This window comes from Myceligenerans halotolerans (assembly GCF_054782975.1).
On sequence record NZ_BAAGRL010000062.1, the window covers coordinates 1 to 25,885 of the forward strand.

Sequence of the window (25,885 nt, forward strand, 5' to 3'; positions counted from 1 at the left end):
CGTCTCAACAGCAAAGACACCCTCACACCGCTCCTATAGCCACGACTTTGCCGAAGCCCTGGTCACCCGCCTGTCCGGCGCGCACAGGTACGAGACGTCCGCGGCCGTGGCGGCGCAGTACTTCGGCGAGGGCGTGCCGGTCGCCTATGTCGCGGCGGGCGGCAACTTTCCGGACGCACTGTCCGGAGCTCCGGTCGCCGGCGCCCAGGACGCACCCATCCTGCTGACCCGGACGGACAGTGTTCCGGATGCCGTGGGAGAGGTCATGCGCGATCTGAAGCCGCAGCGGATTGTGGTCCTCGGTGGTGAGGGCGCCGTCTCCGACGCGGTCGTGTCCGAACTTCAGGGCATGACCGAAGGCACCGTCACGCGTTTGGCGGGCAGCAATCGGTACGAGACGTCGGTCGCGATCTCGCAGAGCGCGTTCCCGGATGGATCCGACAAGGTCTACCTGGCCAACGGCGGCAACTTCCCCGATGCGCTCTCCGGGGGGCCGGTCGCCACGATGCACGATGCTCCCGTCCTCCTGACGCGTACGGGCAAGTTGCCCCCTGCGGTCCAGGACGAACTGAAGAGGCTCGAACCGTCCCAGATCGTCATCCTCGGTGGGACGGGTGTCATCTCTGCGGGGCTCAAGGCTGAGCTGGAGAACTACGTCGTCGGCGAGTGAGCAGCTTGCCTCGGCATGCCCGTCTACGTGGCCGAGGAACCCGTCCTCAAGGCGATCACCGGGTGCCACCTGCACCGCGGCACCATGCCCACCACCGAGCCCGGCGACGTGGAAGGAGACCTGGTCGCCGCGATGCGGCAGTACCCAAGCATGCTCGCCGTGATGGAGGCCGTGATGGCAGACCCCGAGTACGACTTCCTCGCCGAGTTCGACGCCGGGCTCGACCTGGTCCTCGACGGCATCGACCGCTGGCGTCAGAGGCCGTCGGCGTCGGCCGGCTGAGCACCTCACGCCGGAGCCACCGTCACGGCACGCGCAGCTCCGCGCGCCGGTCACGGCACCAGGGACGACGACGCACGTAGACGAGGGCCTCGACAGGGCGGCGGCGTTCTGGGCGACGCGGATCTGACGGGGTACCTCTGGCGGCAGGGCTGCTCGTCGCCGGGCCACTCGTCGCAGGTCGGTCGAACTCTCAGCACGGACCGCCTGGCTCGGAAGTCGGACCCTGGCGTGCCTGATGTTCGGGCGACGGGCTCAGGTGGTCCAGGCGAACGCCGTCGGTCGTGGGGATCGAGACCACACTGGACGTGTCCCGCGACCAGGTGCGCGGGATGAGCACGTACTGACCGCCCGACGCGACCATGAGAACCAGGCCGTCGTACCGGTAACGGAACCCGGACTCGTCCGTCGAGCACACCGCCGTCGTGACGCCCGGCTCGACGATCTGCAGATCCGTGCTGCTGCGCACCACCACGGATGAGTACGTCGGCAGGTCGTGCACGAACTGGTGGGCTCGCGCCTGGCCCACGGCCGCGGAATAGTCCGCCGCCGCCCAGAACAGCGACACTGCCACCAGCACGAACGCCGCACCCCATTCGGCGAGACGTGCCGTCTCCGACGGCGGAACCCACGACGCGTCGTCGCGTTGCCGCCGCACCTGCCATCGGCGTACGGCGAGGTCGAGCAGCAGGACGCCGCCCGCCAGGCACAGAGGCGCGATCCACGTCGGTACCCAGCCGGCCAGGCCGATGCCCGGCCAGAGAGCCTGGATCAGCCCGAACAGCGTCAGGAGTCCCCCGAGGCTGGCGGCCACCCGCATGACCCAGGTCTCGATGTCCGGGCGGGTCCCGAAGACACGAGCCCCATCGCGGACCCACAGTGTGACGAGGACGCCCATCGCCACAACTGCGAGCGGGATCAGGAGCCCGTCCTGTGCCAGGAGCAGATAGTCGGTAGTGGTCAGGCCAAGTGACGAGATCTCGACGCCGAAGTAGTCGTAGAAGAACGTCATCTGCTTGCGCCCGAAGAAGTACAGCAGCGCGGTGACCAGCGTGACCGGCGCGACGATCTCGGTCGCGATGCGCATGATCCGGCCGACGTCGACCGGGACACTCTCGCCGGCCGGGGTCTTCTCACGTTCGGTCACCCCTCACCTCCCTCTGCTGGTTCCGGGGATGGGCCCTCGGGCGGTGCCGGGGATGGAGCGGTGGGCGGTGAGGGCTGGGTGGGCGACGGGGACGAAGGGGCGGACGGTTCGTCCGTGCCCTCAGTGCCCACCTTGATGTACTGGCCTTCGTTGTCGGGGTCAGGCACCAGGTGGACTCTGCAGTCACCGAACAGGGTCAGCGTGGCGCCGATGTCGATCAGCTCCCCCGCGGCCGGCTCGGCGCGTATATACATGCAGGTGCGGTCATCCGGTTGGATGTCGATCTCGACGCACAGCTCGCCTCCCGGGCACTCGTCGGTCGCCATCTGGTCCGCTGCCTGGTCCGCGACCACGCCCACGGGCACCGGGTTCTCGGGACTAATCTGCTCCGTGGCACGGGCCACGCGAACGGGCGAGGGCTTCGCGCCGCCGTCGGTATCTTCGTCCCCGCCGCCCGTGTCCCCATCCTCGACGTCATGCGTCTGGGCGGCGTCACCGCCCGACGCGTCGTCACCACCCCAGGAACAGGCCGTACCGACTGCGAGCACGAGCGTCACGAGCAGAATCACCGGCACCTGCCGCCGGCGCGCTGAAGACCCCGCGGTACGGACTCGCATCTGGAACCCCCGTCTTCGACTATCAGGATAGATCCCTTGGGACAAGTCGTGATAGGCACACGCGTGGTGGTGGCCCGCTGACCGCGGCGCCGGCCTGACCGTCCTCGGCGCACCCGGACACTGAGCCCCGCCAGGCGGAACGGTCGGAATCAGGCCTCGGCGACCGCGAGCAGCGTGCATTGCCCGTGAGGCCGGCCGTTCTCGGGCGGTTCCACGTGCCGGTGTATTTCGCGTAGTCCGGCGTCGGACATCCATCGTGTGACCTGGTCGGGTGTAAACGGGTAGCGCAGGAGTTCGACGTCGTGTCCGCGGCGGCGGTAGGCGGGGGCGACGTCGTGGACACCCTCGCCGGTCTGGAAGCCGACGAGCACCGGGCCGCCGTCGCGCACGACGCGCCGGACCTCGGCGAAGATCTTGGGCTGGGCGGGGGCGGGGGTGTGGATGATCGAGTACCAGAGCAGGACGCCGGCGAACATGCCGTCGTCGTAGGGCAAGTCGGTGAGCGAGCCGACGTCGAACGAGGCATCCGGTTGTGCCTGGCGCGCCTGAGCGATCATGCCGGGGGAGAGGTCGACGCCGCGGACGGTCACCCCGCGGGCTGCGAGGTAGCGGCTCATCCGTCCGGTGCCGCACCCGGCGTCGAGGACGACGCAGGGGCGTGGGCTTTCGGACACCGCGTCGGCGAACGTGTCGATCAGGGCGAGGTCGTCCGCGGTCTCGTTGCGGGTGTCGTGGAAGAAGGCGGCGTAGTCCTCCGCGACGGTGTCATAGGCGCGACGTACGCTCGCGAACTCCGGTGTCTCACCCACGGGCTGATGGTAGCGGCGACATGCTACGGCGGTCCGGCCGCGTCCTGGGCCGGGTTCGCCCTGTTGAACGCATCTGCGGCTTCCCAGAGTCGTCCTCGTCGTTGGTGCCCGTGACGCGGACCCATGCGTTGCTCACGCAGTAGCTGGTCGACTCGACAATCCCTCGAACCCGATGCGTAGCCCGGAAACGTATCGTGACCGGGCGCTGGCGCCAGACACGTCGCCGGATGAACTGCGTGAGCTGGCCCGCTGCCCGTATCCCTTCGTATGGCATGTCCTCGCCGAAGGCTCTGACGTCACATCAGATGTGCTGGCCCTGATCGTGCACCGGAGCGACTCCGCCTGGAACGACAACGCCCTGTTGGCCCGGATCGCAGTCAGTCCGCGGGCTGACCGTGAGGTGCTACTCGCCGTCCTGGAGCGCGTCATGCATCTCTTGGCCAGCGGCGAGCGGCCGTTCGCCGCTGGCCTGGCCCTGGCGAGCCGTGTCGAGCTGACCGACGATGAAGCAGCCGGCTGCGCCGAGCCCGCCGATGAAGAGGGTCAGAAGCGGTACCAGCCACGCCGTGACCGGTACGCCGTTGCGAGGAGGTCGCTGCTGCGAGAGGTCCGAGCCGGGGCCGGGCCCTGCGGGCCGCGTGTCGATCGGTGCAGGCCGGGCCGACGCTGGCTGAGCCTCCGGTACGGCGGGAGGGGTGCGGGGTTCGGGAGTCATGCCTCAGCCCTGAGAGTGCGGAGGTTCCGCGCATGTCTACCAGAACGAAGCCGCCGGAGCGCATCTGAGATTAGCGGACGACGGGGTGTCCTGACTGGCACTGCGTTCGGTGGCAGGATCTGCCTGTGTCCTCGAACCTGTCGCGGTCGTTTCGGTGCTCCGCTGTCGCTCTCGCTGTCGTGATCGCCTTGGCCGGATGCGGCCTTGTCGGGAAGGTCGGCAGGGGCGATCTGTCTGATGAGTTGTCGTTCAGATTTGACCGTACGACCGGGCCCGGGTACATGGATCAGACCCTGGCGATCGTGAGCGAGACACGGCAGAGACTGGTGATCAAGGCGGCCGTCGTGGCGTTCGATGAGTCGGGCGAGGTGCTCCCTGACGTGCGGGTCCAGTCCGTCTACGGCTCGATGGTGGCGAACATGGTCATCGGCCCTGGCGAGAACATCGATGTGCTCATTTTCGACGGTCCTGGAGCTGCCGCGGTCGATGATGTCCGTGTCTTGGAGGTTGAGGCCATCCCGGTCGAGGCGTCCGCGTGGCAGGCACCTCTGGAGGCAGTACCGCTCGATGACGACGGGGTGCCGTTGGACTACCCGGCCGGCTTCAGCAAGGTCGCGTTGGAGAACCCGAATGGCGCGAGCGCTGACGTTCGTGTCGTGGCCATCATCTGGGACAACCCCGAGACAGGTCAGACGCAGCAAGCGCAGGAGGTGATCGAACTGTCGCAGTTGATCACCGTTCCGCACGGGGACAAGATCGTGATCGACATCGAGCGGTCCACACAGGAAGATATCAGTGAGTATGCCTACACCAATGCCGTGAGCCTCAAGGCGTACTACTCCCTGTGACTGGTGCCGATGCTCTCTGACCACGTACGAAGTAGTTCGTCGTGCCGTCGGTATCGGGAAGGACGCACATGTCGGCGTTGAGCTCGTCGGCGGACCGCCTGGCACCGCGGCTCGAAGTCGCCGGCTTTGCTGCGACGGCCGGTGTGGCGGGAGGATCGTGCGGTGCCTGAGACTCTGCTGCCCAACGTGCTGACCGCGCTGATCGTGTTCGTCGGGGGTGCGGGGCCCGCCTGGTTGATCGCACTGTTCTTCGGCAAGGTCGTCAAGTGGCCGAGCGAGAAGACCATCCGGCGCTGGGACCGGCGCCTCGAAGGTAACCAGGGATACGCCGACCCCACGTTCTGGAGCTGGATGGTGGGGCTGTTCGTACCGTTCTTCATCGGCATCGGACTCACCCTCTACCTGGACCCTCCCACAACGTCGTCTCCCAACTACGAGGGCAGGGTCGTCGCGGTCCAGGGGTGCGCTCGCGGGCCGGCGACCTTGTGGTGGCTGGAGCGCTGCGAGGTGGCGGTGCGGTTCGACCCCGAGCCGGTGAAGCGGGAGCGGGACCTGCCGCCGGCGCCGACGCAGCCGGTCATGCTGGGCCTGGATGCTCAGCGGCCGCTCGAGGTCGGCGACCCGGTGGTGTGGAAGATCTCGACGTCGACTCGCGATGGCACGACCACTCATACCTATGCGCTGCCCTTCGAGCGGGACCGTCCGAGCCCGTGGCAAGGAGCCCTGGCGGGTTGGATCCTGGCCGTCGTCGGCTCGTCGTGGGCCGGGCGCTGGTGGAGTCGTTCGCGCCCGCAGCACCCCATCGACCAGAAGTCCATCTTCACGATGTGGCGCGAGGTCCGTGCCCTGGAACGTGAGGTCCGTGCCCAGGAAGATGAGGAACGCGAACTGGAGCGCCAACGGGCACGCAAGCTCCGTGAACTGGAACGTGAACTGGAACGCGAACTGGAACGCGACCGGGACGACCGACCCTGAGGCGTAGCCCGGTAGGGAGCCCTGGCCCCGCCTCAGCGCCCGAGCTGGGCCGCCAGCGGGCAGGAGAAGGGGTCGCGGGCCCGGTGTTCCACGTCGTTCAGGTAGCGGACGACGATCCGGTAGGAGGTGAAGAACCCGACCTCGGTGTAGGTCACGCCGAGGGTGGAGCAGTACTCGCGCACCAACGGCTGGACGTGCTTGAGGTTGGGCCGCGGCATGCTCGGGAACAGGTGGTGCTCGATCTGCCGGTTGAGCCCGCCCATGAAGAAGTCGACGACGGCGTTCCCGCGGATGTTGCGAGACATGAGCACCTGCCGGCGCAGGAAGTCGACGTCGGCATCGGCCGGCACGATCGGCATCCCCTTGTGGTTCGGGGCGAATGCGCCACCGAGGAGCACGCCGAACACCCCGAGCTGCACGGCGAGGAACGCGCCGGCCATCGCGGGTGGCAGCAGGATCATGAGCACGGCGATGTTCAGGGCGAGGCGCACCAGGAGGACCGGGATCTCCAGCCAGCGGTGCACCACGGCCCTTCTCCCGAACACGGTGCGCACGCTCGCCACGTGCAGATTCAGGCCCTCGAGCGTGAGCAGCGGGAAGAAGAACCAGCCCTGCCGCCGGGCGAACCATCGGCGCCATCCGTGGCGGCTCGCCACGACCGCGGGCGTGAAGGCGATCACGCCGGGGGAGATGTCCGGGTCGCGCGTCTCCTGGTTCGGCGCGGTGTGGTGGGCGTTGTGCTTCGTCGTCCACCACATGTGGCTCAGTCCGACGAACACGTTCGCCAGGATGCGGGCGGTCCAGTCGTTCCACGCCCGTGAGCGGAAGATCTGGCGGTGCGCGCTGTCGTGCCCGAGGAATGCCAGCTGGGTCAGCACCACCGCCAGGGCCGCGGCCAGCAGCAGCTGCCACCACGAGTCGCCGAGGAGCACGATCCCGGCCCAGACCGCCCCGAACGCGGCGACCGCGATGAGGAGCCGCGTCCAGTAGTACGCATAGCGCCGCCGGTGCAGGCCAGACTCACGCACGGTCTTGGCGAGGACCGAGTAGTCGCGCGTCACCCGGCGAGCGGGCGCCCGGCGCGCCGTCGTCCTCGCGGGCTGTCGGTCACTCGAAACGGACACGGTCTGCCTCGGCCTTCACGCGGGCGGCTCGCGCCGCTTCCGCCTCGCTCCACCGGAGAACCTCCTCGGCGCGCCGCTCACGCGCGGCGACGACCTGCTGTTCGACGTCGCGCAGCACCGCCGCGATCTCGGTGGCGAGACCGCCGGCAAGCATCTCCAGGTTCGTCTGCGTGATCTCGAGCCGGCGGTCCGCCACCCTCAGGGTCACTCCTGGGTAGCCTCGCCCGGCGAGCGCCGCCAGGGTGCTCGGCCCCTCGATGAGAACTCGTTCCTCGGCGGACACCCGGCGGGAGAAGACCGCGGCGACGGTGTACCGCTCAGGCTCGTCGTCCGTGCCGAGCTCGTGGGGGAGCGCCGAGTCCAGCACTCCCCGCAGGAAGAGCCCGCCCTTCGCGCCATGGGCGGGTGCGACGGCGTCCGCGGGAGCGAGGGCGTCGTCCGTGGCGTCCGGCTCGAACCCGCCGTCGTCGTTCCATCGTGCGTTCGACGCGTCGTCGCCGGGAGCGGAGGATGTTCCCCCGGCCGGAGAATCAGCTCGATCGACCTCCTGGGGGTCGATCCGTCGATCACCCATATTTCGAGGCTACACCTGACGAGTGTCGCCGGGCAGGTGGGCAGGGGTCTCCTGGTGCGGCGAGTCAGACGTACGGAGGTTCCGTGCCGGGCAGTGATCATCGCATCCTCGCCCTCTGACGGGTCGGCAGAGGCTCGCCGGTCAGCGGCCGGGTGCTGAGGACGAGGGAGTCGAAGAAGGCCGCGGCGCCGTGCTGGTCCAGGAGGGCGACGTCGTTCAGTCCGTCGCCGATCGCGGCGGTGTCCTGGTGAGGGATGCCCCATGCCATGCGCAGCGCCTCGGCCGCGGGGGCCTTTGTGACCTGGGGGCCGACGATGTTTTCACGCTCCGGTCGGTCGAGTTCGAGAACCTGGCGACGGCGGGGAATTTCTGCCGTCACGATCTACCGTGACGAGAATCAATCCATCAGGAGGCCACACTCTTGTGGCGCCACACTCTGTGGCGGTTGTCGTACCCAGAGAGGTCGACTGCCACACTTTGTGGCAGTTGCGCCGCCCGCAGGTATCGGTGGTCGACGTACCGTGGACAGCAGTCGGGCTGCCGGAGGCGGTTCCTGTCGGACGGCCCGGGCCGTAGTGTGAGACCGCCCTGCCCATCGCCTGCACAGTGAGGTTTGGCATGAACGACGACTCGATCGGCCAGCGCATCGCAAGGCAACGCAAGGCCCGAGGCCACACGCAGACCGCCTTGGCACAGCGCGCGAACATCAGCTACTCGCTGCTTCGGAAGATTGAGTCAGGGGAACGAGAGGTGTCCCAGCCGGTCGCCGCCGGCCTGGCCCGTGCACTTCATGTCGATGTCGGAGCGCTCACCGGCCAGCCCTACCATCGCGAAGGGCCGCGACCCGATGAGATCCACGACCTGATTCCGAACCTCCGCCGAGCGTTGGCGTACTGGGACCTGGACACGGAGTTGGAAACGACGCCCCGTGGTCCTGCCGTCCTTGCGCAGGACGCGGGGAAGATCGCGCAGCTCTACCAGCTCGACCAGAGCATCCAGGTCACGAGGGAGTTGCCGGCCGTGCTCATGGAAGCGTTCGCGACGCTCCGAACAACCAGCGATGAACGACATCGCGAGGTCGTCTTCGACGCCCTGCTGAACATGTTCTACATTGCGCACGCTGTCGCGTATAGGACTGGCTACGAGGACCTGTCCATCATCGCGGAAGATCGGATTCAATGGATCTCCGGTCAGACGAAAGCCCCGACGGCCAAGGCCTTCGCGGACTGGAATCGCTGCACGTCGCTGATGCGCATGGGGGAGTACGGCGCAGGCCTGGCCCTGCTCGACCAGGCGATGACGGCGATCGATCCGGGGTCACAGGAAGACGAGTCCCGGCTGCGAATGCTTGGGTCGCTTCACCTCCGTTCGTCGATCCTCGCTGCTCGCGCGGGCAAGGGCGCCGATGCGACAGGACATGTTGCTGAGGCGCGTCGGATATCGGACCGCCTCGACCGGGACACCGACAACGACTGGCGCAACCTCTGCTTCGGCCCGTCGAACGTTGCCATCCATGCGGTCGCGGCGTCGGTCGAGGCGGAGAATGCCTCGACCGCGCTCGCTCACGCCGACGAGACTCACCTTCCGGACGACCTGCGAAACCGGCTGCCGATCCGGCTCGGGCAGTACCACATGGATCTCGCCAAGGCGTATTTCTGGCAAGGCTCCCACGGTCAGTCGCTCGCGAGTCTGGAGCGGGCAAGGGCCGTAGCGCCGCAACAGACGCGGCACCACCCGACGACTCGCCAGGTGACCGGACTTCTGGTGCGCGCCCACCGGCGCGCAAACGAACCACTCGCCCGATTCGCCGCGTGGCTCGGCCCCGGCGAGGAGTGGTGAGCGGTCCGCGCCTTCGCCCAGATCACCGACGGTGCGGCCGGACGCCTCACCCGCGAGCAGAAGGGCCGGTTCGTCGCCTTGTGCTGGATCGGGCAGATCTACAAGCGCTTCCCCGACCCCAAGCCCTCCTACGTCGCCGACTGGGACGACATGCCCGCCTGGCAACAGGAGACCGACGCCGAGATCTTCGAGACGATCGAACGTCTCCGATAGGAAGCGAAGCCGTCACAGTTCGGTCGTGGGTTCGGCGTCCGGCACGTCGAACGTTCGCAGCAGGCCCAGGTAGGGGGTGAACGCCTCGGTGATCCGTTCCGGGGTCAGCCCGTAGTCGGTCAGGTCGTAGCGGTGCGGGCGGCTGCCCGCGGGCCGCGCGAGCACGTCGTCGAGCCGCGCCTGGTCGCTCGCCGTCCACGACGCCCCGATGCCCGCGTAGACCCGCGGCACCTCCGCGTGCGGATCGGCGTTCAGCCGGTGGTAGGGCACGTCCACGATCGAGGACGGTGGCAGGCTGAGCCGCGACTCCAGGCCGTTGGTCACCAGGGTGAGCAGCATGTCCAGCACGAACCGTCCGATCTCCTGCCGGTCGGGATCGTTCTGGTAGAGCGACCAGGCGGTCTCTATGAGGCTGCACGTCGAGCCGACGACGGCGGCCGGGTCGCGATGCGTCCACACGAACGTCGCGTCCGGGAACACCTTCTTGATCGTGGACATGTCGTTCAGGTGCTGCGGGAACTTCAGGATCCAGCGCCGGCGCTCACGACCGTGCTGGAGTACCTGCAGCCCCTGCTTCAGGTGCTCGAAGTCGCCGGCCGACCCGGCCGCACTGCGCCCCGCGAGCCAGGCGGCGTAGGACGGCATCACGCCGAACTGCGCCTGCCAGAAGCCGTGCGGGAGCAGCCACATCGACTCCTCCGGCTGCTCGGCGGCGGTCGGGTGCTGATCCTTCAGCCCGGGCGCGAACAGCGCGGTCGTCACGCGGCTGCCCAGGTTGTGCCGCTTGATCTGCCGGGCGGCGACGGAGGGATCCTCGAGGCCGGTGTACCCCATCTCCCACAGGAGCGGGCCTCGGTGGGCGGGTGAGGCGGCCAGCAACCGGTGCGTCAGGGTGGTCGCCGTGCGTGGCAGCCCCAGCACGAACACCGGGCGCTCGATCGGCTCGTCGGTGATCTCGGGGCGGTCGGCCAGGAGGGTGTTGATCCGCAGCCGGTTGGCGTATCTGTCCTGGAGCGTGGCCAGGGCGAGGGTCCAGCCCAGGGGCGACAGCCGGGGGATCTCGGCGACGCCGGCGACAATCGCATCGAGACCGGCGGCGAACTCCGGGTCCGCGGTACCGGCAGCCTGTTCGGCACGGGCGACGGCCTTGGCCCACGCCGCCGGTGGATCCTCCCGGCTCCGCAGCGCAGGACCGAAAACGGTGTTGACGAACTTGGCGGCACGCGTGGTACGGCTCACGATGTCCCTTCGCTCCCGGCAGGCGGGCCGCTCGTCACCAGCGAGAACGGCTCCGACGTGGATGAACCTTGCCGCAAACGGGCACATCTGTCGAACACCTGCCGCCTCCACCGGGCGCCTGGCGCCGAAGGAGCGCCGAACTGCCCATCCGCAACAACATCCCGATCACGACCGCGCCGACCTCGACCGTTCCCGCTGCCGCTCCGCCCAGGCGTCGAACTCCGCCTGGACCTCCATCTCCGAGGCGCTCGGCCACGCGGCCGCCATGATCAGCAGTGCCGCCGTGCTGGCCACGATCCCGATCATCAGGGGGACCAGGAACTGCGTCGCCGGCAGGCCGATGGCGGGGGTCTCGATCGGCGAGCCCAGGAGGCGGTAGGAGGTGATGCGCATCGCGGCCATGCCCGTGTAGTGCATGCCGGACACGGCGAGCCCCATCACCACGGTCGCCACCGCGCCGGCGCCGATGCCGCGCACGCGGGCGGAGAGCCAGAGCGCCCCGGTGGCGGCCGCCATCGCGATGACGACGGACGTCACGACGAGCAGCGGGTCGTAGGCGATCTCGACGCCGACGTGCATCGCCGCCATGCCCATGTAGTGCATGACGGCGACGCCGAGGCCCGCGACGATCCCGCCCGTGAGGAGGGCGACCGTGCCGCCCTCCTCACGGTGCACGAGGAAGAGGCCGACGGCGACGACGGCCACCGCGAGGAGCATGGAGGCGACGGTGGTGAACACGTCGTAGTGGATCTGCGCGCCCGTGACGGAGAACCCGAGCATCGCGACGAAGTGCATGACCCAGATGCCGGTGCCGCCGATCGCGATCGCCCCGAGCAGCAGCCAGACCGTGCGCGCGGCGCCGGTGGCGACACGGGCGCGGGCGGTGCAGGACAGCCCCACCCCGCACCCGGCGCAGGACAGGGCGAAGGACAGCAACGGCGTCAGGGCGCCGTAGGTGAAGTGGTCCATCAAAGGTGTCGGTAAACCTCCTGCCCGCTCCGGCTCTCGGCCTCTGGGGAGCCGAGCTGGGGCGTCCGGAACGGACACTCGCGCAGAGACTAGGGGTGATGTGCCTCGCATGCCCGGCGAAACGCGGTCGGTGGGGCAAACCGGTTGCGAGCGGACATCGAAGTGAGGTTAGGCTTACCATCGTGACGACCCAGAGTGCTTCGACTGCCCCGTACCGGATGTTCGACGTCGAGGTGGCCCGCGTCACGCGGCTGTGTCCCTCGTTCGTCCGGGTGACGTTCACCGGCGCGGACCTCGGCCGGTTCGCGGACAACGGGCACGACCAGCGCATCAAGCTGCTGCTCCCGGACCCGTCCGGCGGCTGGGACCACCTGCTGCGGGACGACCCGGACTGGTTCACCGCCTGGCGCGAGCTCCCGTCCGAGCGGCGCAACCCGCTGCGCACCTACACGGTGCGGGCGGTGCGCCAGGACCGTGGTGAGGTCGACGTGGACATGGTGCTGCACGGCGACTCCGGGCCGGCCTCGCGCTGGGCGACGGCCGTCCGCGCGGGCGAGCCCCTGGTGATCCTGGGGCCGGACGCGCACTACGCGGGCCGGCACGGCGGGCGCGAGTTCGCGCCGCCGGCGCGGAGCCACGCCCTGCTGCTCGCCGGTGACGAGACCGCCGTCCCGGCCATCGCCGCGATCTGCGAGGCGCTGCCTGCGGACGCCGTCGGCGAGGTCTTCCTCGAGGTGCCGCACCCCGAGGACGGCTGGGTCGTCGCCGCGCCGGAGGGTGTGCGCGTGACCTGGCTCGCCCGCGACGGCGCCGACCACGGGGACCTCCTGATCCCCGCGGTGCGCGCCGCCGCGGACCGGATGCTCGCGATGGGCGTGCGCCCCTCGTCGGAGCCCGGCACCGGTCCCGCGGCCGTCGACGAGCCGGCCGACATCGACGTGGACTCCGAGATCCTGTGGGAGGTCCCGGTCGACGACGCCGGTGCGCCCCTGGTGCAGGACACCGTGCTGTACGCGTGGCTCGCTGGTGAGGCGGGCGTCATCAAGACGCTGCGGCGCTACCTCGTGGGTGAGCGCGGGGTGGACCGCAAGGCCGTCGCGTTCATGGGCTACTGGCGCAAAGGGCGCGCGGAGATCTAACCCCGCCTGAGGCCTCCCCGCCCTCCGGCGGCGCGGGCCCGGCGCGCCGCCGTGCCCCTGGCCAGCGCGGTTGACAGGGCGTCGACACCACTGTGTACTGACGGAAGAATCGAACGCATGTTCGATCAAGTTCCGTCATGCTCGACCGGCCCGTTCCGGCAGCACCACCGCTGGAGGGCAGATGACCGCTATCCCTCAGGCCGCCCGGGAGCAGCACGCGGCACGGCGTGACCGGGCGCTCGGCGCCCTGCGGGCCGTCGAGACGCGCACCGGCGTCCGCGCGCACGTCCCGGCCGCCCGGGAGGAGTCCGGTCCGGGCGGGAAGGTCCGGCCGGTGGGCCCCGAGGTGGCGCACCTGCTGCCCGACGGCGGCCTCGTGGCCGGGACCACGGTGGTGGTGTCGGGGTCGACGACGCTGCTGCTCGCCCTGCTGGCCGCCCCGTCACGCGCGGGCGCGTGGACCGTGTTCGTGGGCCACCCGGAGGTGGGGCTCGCCGCCGCGGCCGGCGCCGGGTGCGACCTGGATCGCATCGTCTGCGTCCCCGACCCGGGCGCGGACGCCCCCGCCGTGGTGGCGGCCCTCCTGGACGGGATGGACCTGGTGGTCGTCGGCCCCCGCACGGCGCTCCTGGACGCCGACCGCCGCCGCCTCACGGCACGCGCCCGGGAACGGGACGTGGTGCTGCTCGTCGCGCAGACCGCCCCGGCCGGCGCCGCCGCGTGGCCCGGCGCGCACGTCGTCCTGTCCGCGGGCCCCGGCACCTGGGAGGGCGTCGACCACGGCGCGGGCCGGCTGCGCCGCCGCACCCTGACGGTGCGCCGCACGGGTCGCGGCAGCGCCGCCCGCCCGGTCGCCCTGCCCTGCACCCCGGTGGCGGAGGTGAGGGCGGGATGAGGATCCGGACCGCCGCGGTGTGGGTGCCGGACTGGCCCGTCGTGGCCGCGATGGCGGCGTCCGGCACAGGCGCGCACCTGCCCGCGGCGGTGCTCGGCGGGGCGTCGGCGAGCGGGGCCGGACGCTCCACCGGGCAGCGGGTCGTCGCGGCGAGCGTGCCCGCGCGGGCGGCCGGGGTGCGCCGCGGCATGCGGCGTCGTACCGCGCAGCAGCACTGCGCCGGACTGGTCGTCCTCCCCGCCGACGACGCCCGCGACGCCGCCGCGTTCGAACCCGTCGCGGCCTCGGCCGAGACCGTGGTGGCCGGGATCGAGGTGGTCCGGCCGGGACTGCTGCTCCTGGACCCGGGCGGCGCCGCCCGCTACCACGGCTCCGAGCACGACCTGGCGCGCGAGCTCACCGAGGCGGTCGCCCGGGACACGGGCCACGAGTGCCAGGTCGGCGTCGCCGACGGCTTCCTCGCCGCCGTGCTCGCCGCCCGCGACGAGACCGTCGTGCCACCCGGGGCGTCCGCCGCCCACCTCGCCCCGCGCCCGGTCACCGACCTGGCCCGCGCCCGCCCGGACGACTCCGCCCTGGCCGACCTCCTCGACCTGTGGCGGCGCCTCGGCCTGTACACCCTCGGCGACGTGGCCGCCCTGCCGGCCGGGAGCGTGCACGGCCGCTTCGGGCCGCTGGGAACCTGGGCCCGCCGCCTGGCCGCCGCCGAGGACGTGCGCCCGCCGTCCCGCCGCCGTCCCGAGGCCGCCGTCACCGCGACCGCCGAGCTCGACCCGCCCGCGGACCGCGCCGACATCGCCGCGTTCGCCGCCCGCCGCGTCGCCGAGGACCTGCACGCGCAGCTGGCCGCCCGGGGCATGGCGTGCGGCCGCGTGATCGTGACGGCCGACGCCGCCGACCCCGTCACCGGCGAACCGCGCACCTGCGAACGGGTCTGGCGCACCGACGACGCCACGGGGATGTCGGCCGCACGCCTCACCGACCGCGTGCGCTGGCAGCTCACCGGCTGGCTGACCCACGGCACGCCGGAACCCGCGCCGATCACCCGGATCACCCTCACCGCCGACGAGGTCGCCCCCGCCGGCGCCACCCAGCCCGCCCTCTGGGGGCCGTCCGCCGGGGAAGGACTGCGCGCGGTCCGCGCCGTCGAACGCGTCCAGGCCCTGCGCGGCGCCTCCAGCGTGCTCGTCCCGCGCCGGCAGGGCGGCCGCGACCCGCGCTCCCGGATCCTGTTCGTGCCGTTCGGCGAGGACACCACGCCCGAACGCGACCCGGACCGGCCGTGGCCGGGAGCCCTCCCCGACCCGGCCCCCGCCGTCGTGCTCACCGAGCCCTCGCCCGCCCGGGTGCTGGACGCGACCGGGGCCGACGTCGTCGTCGACGCCCGCCTCGCCATGAGCGGCGAACCCGCGCTCGTGCGCAGCGAACGCGGCACCGCACGCGTCACCGGCTGGGCCGGCCCATGGCCCGTCGTCGAACGGTGGTGGCGGCCCGACGGCGGCGCCCGCCGCGTCTACCTGCAGGTCGTGGCCGACGACGGCCGCGGACTCCTGCTTGCCCGGACCGCGGGCGCCTGGCGACTGGAGGCGCTGTATGACTGACTACGCCGAACTGCACGCACACTCCGCCTACAGCTTCCTCGACGGCGCCTCCCCGCCCGAGGCGCTCGCCGCCGAGGGCGCGCGGCTCGGACTGAAGGCGCTCGCCATCACCGACCACGACGGCCTCTACGGAGTGGTGCGGTTCTCCGAGGCCGCCAAGAAGGTGGAGCTCGCGACCGCGTTCGGCGCGGAACTGCACCTGCCCGCCCCCGGGGCCGCCGGCCCGGTGCTCGACCGGCCCACCGGCGTCCCCGACCCGCGGGCCACGCACCTGGTCGCCCTGGCCCGGGGCGCCGACGGGTACCGGCGCCTGTCGTCCGCCATCGGCACCGCACACCTGGACGCAGGCACCAAGGGCGCCGCCCGCTACACCCTCGAAGGCCTCGGGGAAAAGGCACGCGGCGAATGGCTCGTGCTCACCGGATGCCGCAAGGGCGCGGTCCGCCGCGCCCTGGCCGGGCCCGGCGCCCGCACCGCCCGCCTCGAAGCCGCCCGCCGCGAGCTCGACGCACTGACCGGCGTGTTCGGCCGTGAGAACGTCGTCGTCGAGATCACCGCCACCGGCGACCCCCGCGACACCGACCTGCACGACTCGCTCGCCCTGCTCGCCGCCGACGCCCGGCTACCCCTGGTCGCGACCACCGCCGCGCACTACGCCCGCCCGTCGGACGCCGACCTCGCCGGGGCGCTCGCGGCCGTGCGGGCCCGCTCGTCGCTCGACGACCTGGACGGCTACCTGCCCGGCGGGGCGAGCGCCCACCTGCGCTCCGGCGCCGAGATGGCGCGGCTGCACGCCCGCCATCCCGAGGCCGTGGCGAACGCCGCCCGGCTGGGCGTCGAGTGCGCCTTCGACCTGGACCTCATCGCCCCGGACCTGCCGCCCCACCCAGTCCCCGACGGCCACGACGAGGCGAGCTGGCTGCGCGAGCTCACCTACCGCGGGGCCGAGGAACGCTACGGAAGGCGGCCGGGGACGACGTCGGACGGCCTGGTGGCGCGCGCCTGGGAGAAGATCGACCACGAACTGCGGATCATCACCGAGATGCACTTCCCCGGGTACTTCCTGGTGGTCCACGACCTGGTGGACTTCTGCCGCCGCCGCGGCATCCTGTGTCAGGGACGGGGCAGCGCCGCGAACTCCGCGGTCTGCTACGCGCTGGGCATCACCGCCGTCGACGCCGTCCGGCACGGCCTGCTGTTCGAACGCTTCCTCGCGCCGGAACGGGACGGCCCCCCGGACATCGACCTGGACATCGAGTCCGTGCGCCGCGAGGAGGTCATCCAGTACGTCTACGACCGCTTCGGCCGCACGCACGCCGCGCAGGTCGCGAACGTCATCACCTACCGGCCCCGGTCCGCCGTCCGGGACGCGTCCCGCGCACTCGGGTACGACGTCGGACAGGCGGACGCCTGGTCCCGGAGCATCGAACGGTGGGGCAGCCTGAAACCGAAGGACGGCCCCCCGCCGCCCCCGGGCCGGTTCGTCGACGTCCTCGCCGCCGAACCGCGCGAGCCGGGCCGGCCCCGCTCCGACGACACCCACGACGTCGTACCACGGCACTCCCCGCCCACGGCGGCCGAGGAGGGCCAGATCCCCGCCGACGTGATCGACCTCGCCGACCGCATGCTCCGCCTGCCCCGCCACCTCGGCATCCACTCCGGCGGCATGGTCATGTGCGACCGGCCCGTCATCGACGTGTGCCCCGTCGAGTGGGCGCGGATGGAAGGGCGCACCGTGCTGCAGTGGGACAAGGAGGACTGCGCCGACGCCGGGCTCGTGAAGTTCGACCTGCTCGGGCTCGGGATGCTCACCGCGATCCGGTACGCGTTCGAGTCCGTCGCCGAGCACACCGGACGGCAGCTCACCCTGCACGGCCTGCCACCCGAGGACGAACGCGTCTACGACCTGCTGTGCGAGGCCGACACCGTCGGCGTGTTCCAGGTCGAGTCCCGCGCCCAGATGGCCACCCTGCCCCGGCTGCGGCCCCGCACGTTCTACGACATCGTCGTCGAGGTCGCGCTCATCCGCCCCGGACCCATCCAGGGCGGATCCGTGCACCCGTACATCGAGCGCGCGCAGGCCCGCGCCCGAGGAGAACTGACGATCAAGTACCCGCACCCCCTGCTGGAGAACTCGCTGCGCCGCACCCTCGGCGTACCCCTCTTCCAGGAACAGCTCATGCAGATGGCGATCGACGTCGCCGGCTTCACCCCCGCCGAGTCGGACCAGCTGCGCCGCGCCATGGGCTCCAAGCGCAGCGCCGAACGCATGGAGGCGCTCCGGGCACGGCTGCACACCGGGATGGCCGACCGGGGCATCCCCGAACCCGTACGGGACGAGATCTACGAGAAGCTCAAGGCGTTCGCCGACTTCGGGTTCCCCGAGTCCCACGCCTACTCCTTCGCCCACCTCGTGTACGCCAGCGCCTGGCTCAAGGTGCACCACCCCGCCGCCTTCTACGCCGCGCTGCTGGCCGCGCAGCCGATGGGGTTCTACTCGCCGCAGTCCCTGGTCGCCGACGCCCGCCGGCACGACGTGCGGGTGCTGCGCCCCGACGTGAACGCGTCGAGGGCGCTCGCGTGCGTGGAACGACGGAAGCCGGCGCTCGCGGTGCGGATGGGGCTGGCCGGGGTGAAGGGGATCAGCGACGAGCTCGCCGAGGAGATCGTCGCCGCGAGGGACGACGGGGGAGCGTCGCCGGGCGGCTTCGCCGACCTGCGGGACCTGGTCCGGCGCGTGAACCTCACGACCGCCCAGCTGGAGGCGCTGGCGACGGCGGGAGCGCTGGAGTCGCTGGGTCTCACGCGCCGCGCGGCGCTGTGGGCGGCGGGCGCCCTGGGGCAGGAGGGGCCGGGAACGCTGCCGGGGGTGAGCGCGGGGACGGAGGCGCCCGCGCTGCCGGGGATGGCCGAGACGGAGGTGGTCCGGGCCGACGCGTGGGCGACGGGCGTGACGCCCGACTCCTACCCGACGCAGTACGTGCGCGAGGGCCTCGTCGCGGCGGGCGTGCGCACGGTGGCGGAGGTGACGGCGACGGAGCCGGGCCGGCGGGTCGCCGTCGGCGGCGTGGTGACGCACCGGCAGCGGCCCGGCACCGCGGGCGGCGTGACGTTCCTGTCGCTCGAGGACGAGACCGGGCTGCTCAACGTGATCTGCACGCCCGGGCTGTGGCGACGGTTCCGCCAGGTGGCGCGGTCGGCGCCGGCGATGGTGGTGCGGGGGCGGGTGGAGTCGGCCGACGGCGCGGTGAACCTCCTGGCCGAGCACCTGGCGCCGCTGAGCCTGACCGCGGTGGGGACGTCGCGCGACTTCCGGTGACCGTCGGCGTCGCCGGCCCGGGCTCGTGCGAGTTTCCTTGACCGTTCCGTGGGGCCCCCATACCTTGGGTATTAATTTGCCCCGGTCTGCGTGACGGAGCAGGTCCGGGCCGGTTTTCTTGACGGCTGGCGCAGGGTGAGAGATGGTATTGTGCCATATGTACCGATCGCCTGATTCTGTGTATGCGTGCTGATATCGGGTGATTGTGTTCGGTGAAGACTCTCCTGACGTGCTCGCCACGAGCCGTCACCGGCAGGAAGGACTATCACCATGGAACTTCCCCTTCTCTTCGACCGGCACGCCGGCAGGCGCCGCACCACCGAGACGCACCTCGACCGCCCGTCCGGCATCGCCCCCGGCAAGAAGCAGCTCGCCCGATCGGATCCGTACACCCTCGCCCTCCACGAGATCCTGCTGGGCATGCCGTACAACAGCGCGGCCGAGTTCCTCACCCGGTACGCGCCCGAACCTCCCGACCCCCGGTTCGGGGCGGCCTGCATCCACCAGACCATCCAGGTCGCCGAGCGCGCCACCGCGCTCGGGGCGCCTCCCGGACGCCTGCTCCAGGACGACCGCCACGTCGGCGCCGTCTTCGAGGACGAACAGGGCGGGATCGTCGTACTCGACCCCTACCTGCTGCATCGTGAGCCGGTCCGCTTCCCGGCCCACGAGGTCGCCCGCGGCCGGTCCGCCGTCGACGTCCCGGCCCTCCCCACGCGTCGCGGCGCCGACGGCGAGGAGAGAGCCGGACGCCTCAGCGCCCGGTACAAGGCCGTCGACGACGGATACCTCGTCCGGCTCTCCTACTCCAGGTACAGCCCCGCCCGGGACCAGTACGTCCTGTCGAGGCACTTCACGCTCAGGTCCAAGAGCACCTTCGACCTGACCGACTTCACCCGCGACCTGCCGGCCCTGCTCACCGACCCCGAGCAGACCAGCCTGTCCGTCCGGGCCGTCCGGCCGGACCTGAGCGGCACCATCGAGGCGATCCTCCCTCTCGAGGAATTCGCCGGCAGGCAGTTCACCGCGGCCGACCTGTGGCTCCGGGCCAGTGACGGCCGCCTCGCGCGGAGCCGTACCGGCGACGCCGAGCCCCTCTGGGACGCGCTCGAGTCCGCGGTGTCCGCGACGCGGGCCGAGATCACCGACCACATCCTCGCCGCCGCGCGCGTCTACCAGGCCCTCGCCGACCCGGGCACCCGGCTCGAGCCCTACCGGCTGGAGGACAATTGATCCGCCCCCGCCGGATCTTCCTCGCGGGGACGATCCAGGGGGCCAACCGTGGCGTCGACGTCGAGGACCAGCAGTACCGGACGGACCTCACGACGATCCTCACCGAGGCGTTTCCCGGCGTCGAGTGCTTCGACCCGAGCGCACCCGTCCGCGACCGCATGGCCGATCCGGCGCTCGCCGAACTCGTCGTCCGGATCGCCTCCGACGCGCCGCCCGTCCTCGCGACCGCCGACCTCCCGGGCAGGGCGGCGGAGCTGCGGACGATCTTCCGCGAGATGGCGCGCGAGGCCGGGCGGTGCGACCTGTGCGTCGCCTACCTCCCGCACCGCATCCCCAGCATGGGTACCGCGATGGAGATGTACGCGGCGCACCTCGCGGGCGTTCCCGTCGTCGCGGTCACCGAGATGGTCGAGAACCTCGCCGTCGTGTCGACCGCCGACTGGATCGTCCGGGACCTCGACCAGCTCCGCGCCTGGCTGGACGACCGGACCGACGAGACGAGCCCGCGATGAGCACGATCGAGGACACCGTCACCGGTGTGCCGCCCCTGGACTCCGACGACGGGTGCCGGACCTTCTCGGAGCGGATGTTCCGCGTCCTGGCCTCCGCGGACGAGCACGTCGAGTTCTGGGCGTCGGCCGACGAGCGTACCCGGCTCCCGTACGCCGAGCTCTCCCGCGACGCGCGCCGCACCGCGGTGGAGCTGCGGGCCGCCGGCTTCACTCCCGGCGACGTGGCGGTGCTCGCGTTCGAGCCGGGGATCGACTTCCTCCGGGGGCTGCTCGGTGCCCTGCACGCCGGGCTGGTGGTCGCGCCCGTCCCGCTGCCGACGAGGGGACAGCCCCACGCGATGCACCGGCTGGAGGCGATCGCGGCCGACGCGGGTTCGCGTCTCGTGCTGTGCGACAGCGCGGGCGCGGCGGTCGCCGCGGCGTCGGCCGGCGAGGAGGTCGACGTCGTCGTGCTTCCCGCCCTCGACGCCGGCCGGCGCGGCGGGGACGGCCCGTCCGCGGCCGCCGCGTGGGAACCGCCGGAGGTGACCCCCGAGGACCTGGTGATCCTCCAGTACACGTCCGGCTCCACGGGCTCGCCCAAGGGCGTGGAGATCAGCCAGGCCAACCTGCTCGCGAACCAGCGGTCGATCGCCGCGGCGCTCGACTCGCGCCCCGGCATGGTGATAGCGGGCTGGCTCCCGCACTACCACGACATGGGGCTGGTGGGGCAGATCCTGCACCCGTTCGCGGTGGCGGGCTCGCTGGCGTTCACCACGCCCAGCCAGTTCCTGCGCCGCCCCGTGACGTGGCCGCGGCTGCTGTCGGAGTCGCGGGCCACCTGCGCGGTGGCGCCGGACTTCGCCTACGCGCTGTGCGCGAAGCTGCTGCGTCCCGGCCAGGTGGCCGGCCTCGACCTGTCGTCCCTGCGCACGGCCGTCACCGGCGCGGAGCCGGTGCGTGAGGACACGCTGGTCGCGTTCACCGAGCTGATGGCCGGCACGGGGTTCGTCCGGCAGATGTTCCGTCCCGCGTACGGCCTGGCCGAGACCACGCTCCTGGTGAGCGGCCGGGAGCCCGAGGGGCGGTACCGGGTGCTGCACGCCGACCCCGACGCGCTGGCCGGGAACCGCCTGGTGACCGTGCCCGAACCGGCCGGCGTCGACGTCGTCTCCTGCGGGACCGTGGCCGAGGGGACCGACGTGCGGATCGTCGCGCCCGAGGAGACGCCCCGGGAGGTGACGGACGGCGTCGTCGGAGAGATCTGGGTGCGCGGCGCGACCGTGGCGCGCGGGTACCGTGGGCGGCCCGCCACTGCCGAGGACTTCGCGGCGTGGCTCGGTGACGAGGGGCCGTTCTACCGGACGGGTGACCTGGGCGCGCTCGTGGACGGGCGGCTGTACGTCACGGGCCGCATCAAGGAACTGATCATCGTCCGGGGCCGGAACGTGTACCCGGCCGACGTCGAGCACGTGGCGGCGACGGCCGCCGGGGAGGCCGGCACCGGGGTCGCGGCGGCCTTCGAGGCCGCGGACGGCCGCGTCACCGTCGTCGTCGAGCTGATGCCGTGGGCCGCCGCGCGGACGCCGGACGGGCTGCGTGCCGGGATCCACCGCGCCGTGACCGACGCGCTCGGCACGGGCTCCGTCACGGTCCGTCTCACGCGGCGCGGCGCCGTGCCGCGCACCACCAGCGGCAAGGTGCAGCGACGGAGGGTCCGCGCGATGGTCGAGGACGGCGGGATGCCGCTCGTGGTCCCGCCGGAGGAGCGGGGGGACGCGTCGTGACCGCCGGAGCGCGTGCGGCCGCGCTGGACGCCGCCCTCGGGGACCCGTGCACGGCCGACGCGGCGATCTCGTTCGGCCGGAGCGTGGCCCTGGACGAGGCGGCGGCGTTCCCGCAGGAGGAGTTCGACGCCGTCGTCGCGGCGGGCCTCCAGGCGGACTACGTGCCTGCCGAGCACGGCGGGCAGCTCGTGGACCTGCTCTCCCCGTTGCTGGCGGTGCGGGCGGTGGCCCGCCGGGACCTGACGGCGGCTGTCGCGCACGGAAAGACGTTCCTCGGCGCGGTCTGCCCGTGGACGGCGCCCGGGGATCTGGCGCACGAAGTGGTCGCGCCGATGGTGCTGGCCGGCGAGTCCGTCTCCTGGGGCCTCACCGAACAGGGCCGGGGCAGCGACCTGCTCGCCACTCGCACCACCGCGCGGCCCGACGGGCGCTCGTGGGTGCTCGAGGGGGAGAAGTGGCTGATCAACAACGCGACGCGGGGCCGGGCGATGACGGTGCTGGCACGCACCTCGGACGACCCCGGGCCGCGGTCGCTGTCGTTGTTCTTCGTCGACAAGGCCGAGGTCGGCCGTGACCGGCTGCGTGCCCGGGAGAAGGTGGCCACGCACGGCATCCGCGGTGCGGACATCAGCGGGCTCGGCTTCTCCCGTGCCCTCGTCCCACCGGGCCGGATGGTGGGGGAACCGGGCGAGGGCCTGGAGATCGTGCTGAAGGGCCTCCAGGTGACCCGCACGCTGTGCACGGCGCTGTCCCTGGGGGCGGCGGACACGGTGGTGCAGGCGTCGGTGCGGCTGGCCGACGAGCGCCGGCTGTACGGGCGGACCCTCGCCGACCTGCCCGCCGCGCGCGAGACGCTCGCCGACGCGGTGTGCGACCTGGCCGTGGCCGAGACCGTGGCGCTGGCCGGCGCCCGGCACCTCCAGCTCCTTCCCGAGGAGTCCGCGCTGGTCAGCCCGGTGGTCAAGTATCTGGTGACGCACCTGACCGACCGGATGCTGCGTACCCTCACCCGGTTCGCCGGTGCCCGCGGAGTGCTCGTGGACGGACCGTACGGGCACGTGCAGAAGGCGGTGCGGGACAACCGCGTGGTCGGGATCTTCGACGGGAACTCGCTGGTGAACCTGCACGCGGTGATCAACGAGTTCACGGCGATAGGCCGGCACCGTGACGAGCCGGACCCGCTGCCCGGCGGCCTGTTCTCCCAGGCCAGGTGCGCCACGCCGTGGACGCCCGGCCGCCTGCGCCTGCGGACGAGATCCGGGGCGCGGCTGGTGCGGCACCTGCCGGTGCTGGCCCAGCGGGGCGAGCACCTGCTCGGCCCGGCAGGCCGCGCGGTCGCCGCCACGCTGGTGCGCCGGTCCGCCGACCTCACGGCCGGCGCCGGACGGCTGTCCCCGCAGCGGCACCCGGACCCGGACCGCTACCGCACCGCGCACGAGTACGCCGTCGTGCTGGCCGCCGCCACGCTGCTCGGCGTCGCGGCCGACGACGACGCGCCCGGCGCGTTCTGGTCGGGGGAGGGCCGGCTCGACCGGGGCCTGGTGCGCCTGGCCCGGATGCTGGACCCGACCCGGCTGGACGGTGGCCGGCCCGCCTACGGTCGCGAGGCGGCCCACGCGGTGGACGGCCTGGTCGATGTCGCGCGCACGGCCGCCGCCGGTGGCGCGGTCGGGATGCTCGCCGGGGGAGGAGCACGATGACCGCGCCGCTGGAGCAGGTGCTCGGCGATCCGTTCGCGGAGGGTCCCTTCTCGTACTCGTCGCTCCTGGCCGCCGACGACGCCCGGGAGCTGAGCGCCGGGAGCGAGGACCTGCTGCACGAGTGGGGGGCGAACGCCGAGCTCGTGCCCGCGCGCCTCGGCGGGCGCTGGGTCTCCACGCGCGAGATGGTGGACCGTCTCATGCCCGTGTTCCGCCGCGACCCGGCGCTCGGCCTGGGATTCGGCGTCACCTCGCTCATGGCCTGCGTGAACGTGTGGCTCGCCGGCAGCCCGGCCCAGCAGCGGGACGTGGCCGGCGTACTGCTGGACGGGGGCCGTGTGGCGGTCGCGTTCCACGAGCTCGACCACGGCAACGACCTCACGCGCAACGCGTGCCGCCTCGACGACGGCCCCCACGGCCGGGTGCTGCGCGGCACCAAGGCGGTCATCAACAACATCGACCGCGCCGACCGCGTGGTCCTCATGGCGCGCACGTCCCCGCAGGACGGCCCGCGGTCGCACAGCCTCGTGCTGTGGGATCCCGCGAGCGGTGAGGGCGTGCGCCGGCACTCGCGCTACCGCACCGCCGGCATGCGCGGCGTCCGGCTCGGCGGGACCGACCTCGACGGTGCCCCGGTGCCCGGCGGCTCGCTGATCGGTCCCGAGGGGACGGCCACCGAGACCGCGCTGCGGGCCTTCCAGGTCACCCGGTCCGTGCTGCCCGCCATGGCGATCGGCTCCCTGGACGCGGCCCTGCACGTCGCCGTCGACTACGCCGCCGGCCGGCGGCTGTACGGCACGACGGTGCTGGACCTGCCGTACAGCCGCAGGATCCTGGCCGTGGCGTGGACCGACCTGCTCCTGGCCGACGCGCTGGCGAGCGCGGCCGTGCGCGCGCTGCACGTGGCGCCGGAGATGAGCTTCCTCCTGTCCGCGGCGTGCAAGTACCTGGTGCCCGAGCTGGTCCAGGACGGCCTGGACGAGCTGGCGACCCTGCTCGGCTCGACGTTCTACGGCCGCGTCGCCCCGTACGGGATCCTCGAGAAACTGGTGCGCGACCTGACGGTGCTGCCCATCGGGCACGCCGGCGGCACGAGCTGCCTGATGTCGATGGTGCCGCACCTGCCGCGCTGGGCGCGCGGTGCCCCCGTCCCGTACGAGCCGCGCCTGCTCGACGACGACGCGCTGGCCGGGGAACCGGACCTGGCCCGGCTCACGCTCGGTGTGGCCGGCCGCGACGGACTCACCGGCGCGCTGCACGACGAGGCCGCGCGCGGGGCACTGGAGGCGGCCTCTCCCGGGGCCGCCGCCCTCGTCGGACGGCATGCCGACCGGCTGGACGCGTTGGCAGCGACCGTCGCGGCGAGTCCGAGGGTCCGCTTCACCGGGCTGTGCGACCAGGAGACCTTCGACCTCGCGCGGGACCTGAGCGTGCTGCTCGCCGCGTCCGCCGTCGTCGGCACCTGGTACGCGCACCGGGCCGAGGGGACGCACCGGTCCGACCCGCGCTGGCTCGCCGCCACGCTGCGCCGCAGCGCGGCCCTGCTCGGGCTGGCCGGGCCGGACCTGGACGGCGACGCGCACGACCTGGCCGCCACCACCCTCGTCGCACGCCGGTCCGGGCTCCGGTCCACGCGGCTGACCGCGGAACCCGTCTTCACACCGTCCCCCTGACGGCGCAGCATCCCCAGAGACAGCGAGGA

The 25,885-nt window shown here is 72.2% G+C and carries 24 protein-coding genes; 15 read left to right on the forward strand and 9 right to left on the reverse strand.

The annotated features are described in order from the left end of the window. A partial coding sequence (locus ACYVK5_RS24935) for a cell wall-binding repeat-containing protein (RefSeq protein ID WP_460708801.1) occupies window positions 1–670 on the forward strand: 670 nt, incomplete at its 5' end. A gap of 15 nt (window positions 671–685) precedes the next feature. Further along, entirely contained in the window at window positions 686–952 is a 267-nt protein-coding gene (locus tag ACYVK5_RS24940; protein WP_460708803.1) for a hypothetical protein, read from the forward strand. Window positions 953–1,142: 190 nt separating this feature from the next. Here the strand turns inward: ACYVK5_RS24940 and ACYVK5_RS24945 are convergent, their stop codons facing one another. From ACYVK5_RS24945 to ACYVK5_RS24960, 4 genes are all read right to left on the reverse strand, one after another. Beyond that, a complete protein-coding gene (locus ACYVK5_RS24945; protein WP_460708805.1) occupies window positions 1,143–2,096 on the reverse strand; it encodes a hypothetical protein in 954 nt (317 codons plus the stop codon). After that, window positions 2,093–2,665, reverse strand: a complete 573-nt coding sequence (locus ACYVK5_RS24950) for a hypothetical protein (protein ID WP_460708807.1) — start codon at window positions 2,663–2,665, stop codon at window positions 2,093–2,095. The genes ACYVK5_RS24945 and ACYVK5_RS24950 overlap by 4 nt, the downstream gene beginning before the upstream one ends. Before the next feature lie 197 nt (window positions 2,666–2,862). After that, window positions 2,863–3,522 (reverse strand): class I SAM-dependent methyltransferase, encoded by a 660-nt coding sequence (locus ACYVK5_RS24955; RefSeq protein WP_460708809.1) that lies wholly within the window; start codon window positions 3,520–3,522, stop codon window positions 2,863–2,865. 403 nt (window positions 3,523–3,925) lie between these two features. Continuing rightward, window positions 3,926–4,237 (reverse strand): hypothetical protein, encoded by a 312-nt coding sequence (locus ACYVK5_RS24960; protein WP_460708811.1) that lies wholly within the window; start codon window positions 4,235–4,237, stop codon window positions 3,926–3,928. Window positions 4,238–4,539: 302 nt separating this feature from the next. On the opposite strand from ACYVK5_RS24960, the gene ACYVK5_RS24965 reads away from it, so the two are divergent. Both ACYVK5_RS24965 and ACYVK5_RS24970 read left to right on the forward strand, forming a co-directional pair. After that, on the forward strand, window positions 4,540–5,085 hold the full coding sequence (locus ACYVK5_RS24965) for a hypothetical protein (RefSeq protein WP_460708813.1): 546 nt from the start codon (window positions 4,540–4,542) through the stop codon (window positions 5,083–5,085). Between the two features lie 162 nt (window positions 5,086–5,247). Then, window positions 5,248–6,060 carry a hypothetical protein gene (locus ACYVK5_RS24970; RefSeq protein ID WP_460708815.1) on the forward strand — a complete coding sequence of 271 codons (813 nt, stop codon included), beginning with the start codon at window positions 5,248–5,250 and terminating at the stop codon, window positions 6,058–6,060. A gap of 32 nt (window positions 6,061–6,092) precedes the next feature. Here the strand turns inward: ACYVK5_RS24970 and ACYVK5_RS24975 are convergent, their stop codons facing one another. From ACYVK5_RS24975 to ACYVK5_RS24985, 3 genes are all read right to left on the reverse strand, one after another. Further along, a complete protein-coding gene (locus ACYVK5_RS24975) occupies window positions 6,093–7,121 on the reverse strand; it encodes a fatty acid desaturase family protein (protein ID WP_460708817.1) in 1,029 nt (342 codons plus the stop codon). Between the two features lie 46 nt (window positions 7,122–7,167). Next, on the reverse strand, window positions 7,168–7,758 hold the full coding sequence (locus tag ACYVK5_RS24980; RefSeq protein WP_460708819.1) for a hypothetical protein: 591 nt from the start codon (window positions 7,756–7,758) through the stop codon (window positions 7,168–7,170). A gap of 97 nt (window positions 7,759–7,855) precedes the next feature. Further along, complete coding sequence (locus tag ACYVK5_RS24985) at window positions 7,856–8,137, reverse strand: HAD hydrolase family protein (protein WP_460708821.1); 282 nt, start codon at window positions 8,135–8,137, stop codon at window positions 7,856–7,858. Window positions 8,138–8,376: 239 nt separating this feature from the next. Between ACYVK5_RS24985 and ACYVK5_RS24990 the strand changes: the two genes are divergently transcribed. Both ACYVK5_RS24990 and ACYVK5_RS24995 read left to right on the forward strand, forming a co-directional pair. After that, entirely contained in the window at window positions 8,377–9,597 is a 1,221-nt protein-coding gene (locus ACYVK5_RS24990; protein ID WP_460708823.1) for a helix-turn-helix domain-containing protein, read from the forward strand. 78 nt (window positions 9,598–9,675) lie between these two features. Further along, on the forward strand, window positions 9,676–9,810 hold the full coding sequence (locus ACYVK5_RS24995; protein WP_460708825.1) for a hypothetical protein: 135 nt from the start codon (window positions 9,676–9,678) through the stop codon (window positions 9,808–9,810). Window positions 9,811–9,822: 12 nt separating this feature from the next. Here the strand turns inward: ACYVK5_RS24995 and ACYVK5_RS25000 are convergent, their stop codons facing one another. Together ACYVK5_RS25000 and ACYVK5_RS25005 are read right to left on the reverse strand one after the other, a co-directional pair. Beyond that, on the reverse strand, window positions 9,823–11,049 hold the full coding sequence (locus ACYVK5_RS25000) for a sulfotransferase family protein (RefSeq protein ID WP_460708827.1): 1,227 nt from the start codon (window positions 11,047–11,049) through the stop codon (window positions 9,823–9,825). A 165-nt stretch (window positions 11,050–11,214) separates the two neighbouring features. Continuing rightward, on the reverse strand, window positions 11,215–12,018 hold the full coding sequence (locus tag ACYVK5_RS25005) for an MHYT domain-containing protein (protein WP_460708829.1): 804 nt from the start codon (window positions 12,016–12,018) through the stop codon (window positions 11,215–11,217). Window positions 12,019–12,236: 218 nt separating this feature from the next. Here ACYVK5_RS25005 and ACYVK5_RS25010 point away from each other — a divergent pair, with 218 nt between their 5' ends. The 9 genes from ACYVK5_RS25010 to ACYVK5_RS25050 all read left to right on the forward strand — a co-directional run bounded on the left by ACYVK5_RS25010 (window position 12,237) and on the right by ACYVK5_RS25050 (window position 25,856). Continuing rightward, window positions 12,237–13,157 carry a siderophore-interacting protein gene (locus tag ACYVK5_RS25010; RefSeq protein WP_460708914.1) on the forward strand — a complete coding sequence of 307 codons (921 nt, stop codon included), beginning with the start codon at window positions 12,237–12,239 and terminating at the stop codon, window positions 13,155–13,157. Window positions 13,158–13,338: 181 nt separating this feature from the next. Continuing rightward, complete coding sequence (locus ACYVK5_RS25015) at window positions 13,339–14,052, forward strand: hypothetical protein (protein ID WP_460708831.1); 714 nt, start codon at window positions 13,339–13,341, stop codon at window positions 14,050–14,052. Then, window positions 14,049–15,653 carry a DNA polymerase Y family protein gene (locus ACYVK5_RS25020; protein WP_460708833.1) on the forward strand — a complete coding sequence of 535 codons (1,605 nt, stop codon included), beginning with the start codon at window positions 14,049–14,051 and terminating at the stop codon, window positions 15,651–15,653. Before ACYVK5_RS25015 ends, ACYVK5_RS25020 begins: the two co-directional genes overlap by 4 nt. Beyond that, the gene (gene dnaE / locus ACYVK5_RS25025; RefSeq protein WP_460708835.1) at window positions 15,646–18,972 is read left to right on the forward strand and encodes a DNA polymerase III subunit alpha; all 3,327 of its coding nucleotides are present in this window, start codon (window positions 15,646–15,648) and stop codon (window positions 18,970–18,972) included. The genes ACYVK5_RS25020 and dnaE overlap by 8 nt, the downstream gene beginning before the upstream one ends. 270 nt (window positions 18,973–19,242) lie before the next feature. Beyond that, on the forward strand, window positions 19,243–20,205 hold the full coding sequence (locus tag ACYVK5_RS25030; RefSeq protein ID WP_460708837.1) for a hypothetical protein: 963 nt from the start codon (window positions 19,243–19,245) through the stop codon (window positions 20,203–20,205). Continuing rightward, window positions 20,202–20,717, forward strand: coding sequence for a hypothetical protein (locus ACYVK5_RS25035; protein ID WP_460708839.1), 516 nt, complete (start codon window positions 20,202–20,204; stop codon window positions 20,715–20,717). Before ACYVK5_RS25030 ends, ACYVK5_RS25035 begins: the two co-directional genes overlap by 4 nt. Beyond that, window positions 20,714–22,483 carry a fatty acyl-AMP ligase gene (locus ACYVK5_RS25040; protein WP_460708841.1) on the forward strand — a complete coding sequence of 590 codons (1,770 nt, stop codon included), beginning with the start codon at window positions 20,714–20,716 and terminating at the stop codon, window positions 22,481–22,483. The genes ACYVK5_RS25035 and ACYVK5_RS25040 overlap by 4 nt, the downstream gene beginning before the upstream one ends. Then, complete coding sequence (locus tag ACYVK5_RS25045) at window positions 22,480–24,183, forward strand: acyl-CoA dehydrogenase family protein (protein WP_460708843.1); 1,704 nt, start codon at window positions 22,480–22,482, stop codon at window positions 24,181–24,183. The genes ACYVK5_RS25040 and ACYVK5_RS25045 overlap by 4 nt, the downstream gene beginning before the upstream one ends. Next, on the forward strand, window positions 24,180–25,856 hold the full coding sequence (locus ACYVK5_RS25050) for an acyl-CoA dehydrogenase (RefSeq protein ID WP_460708845.1): 1,677 nt from the start codon (window positions 24,180–24,182) through the stop codon (window positions 25,854–25,856). Before ACYVK5_RS25045 ends, ACYVK5_RS25050 begins: the two co-directional genes overlap by 4 nt. Window positions 25,857–25,885 lie beyond the last annotated feature (29 nt).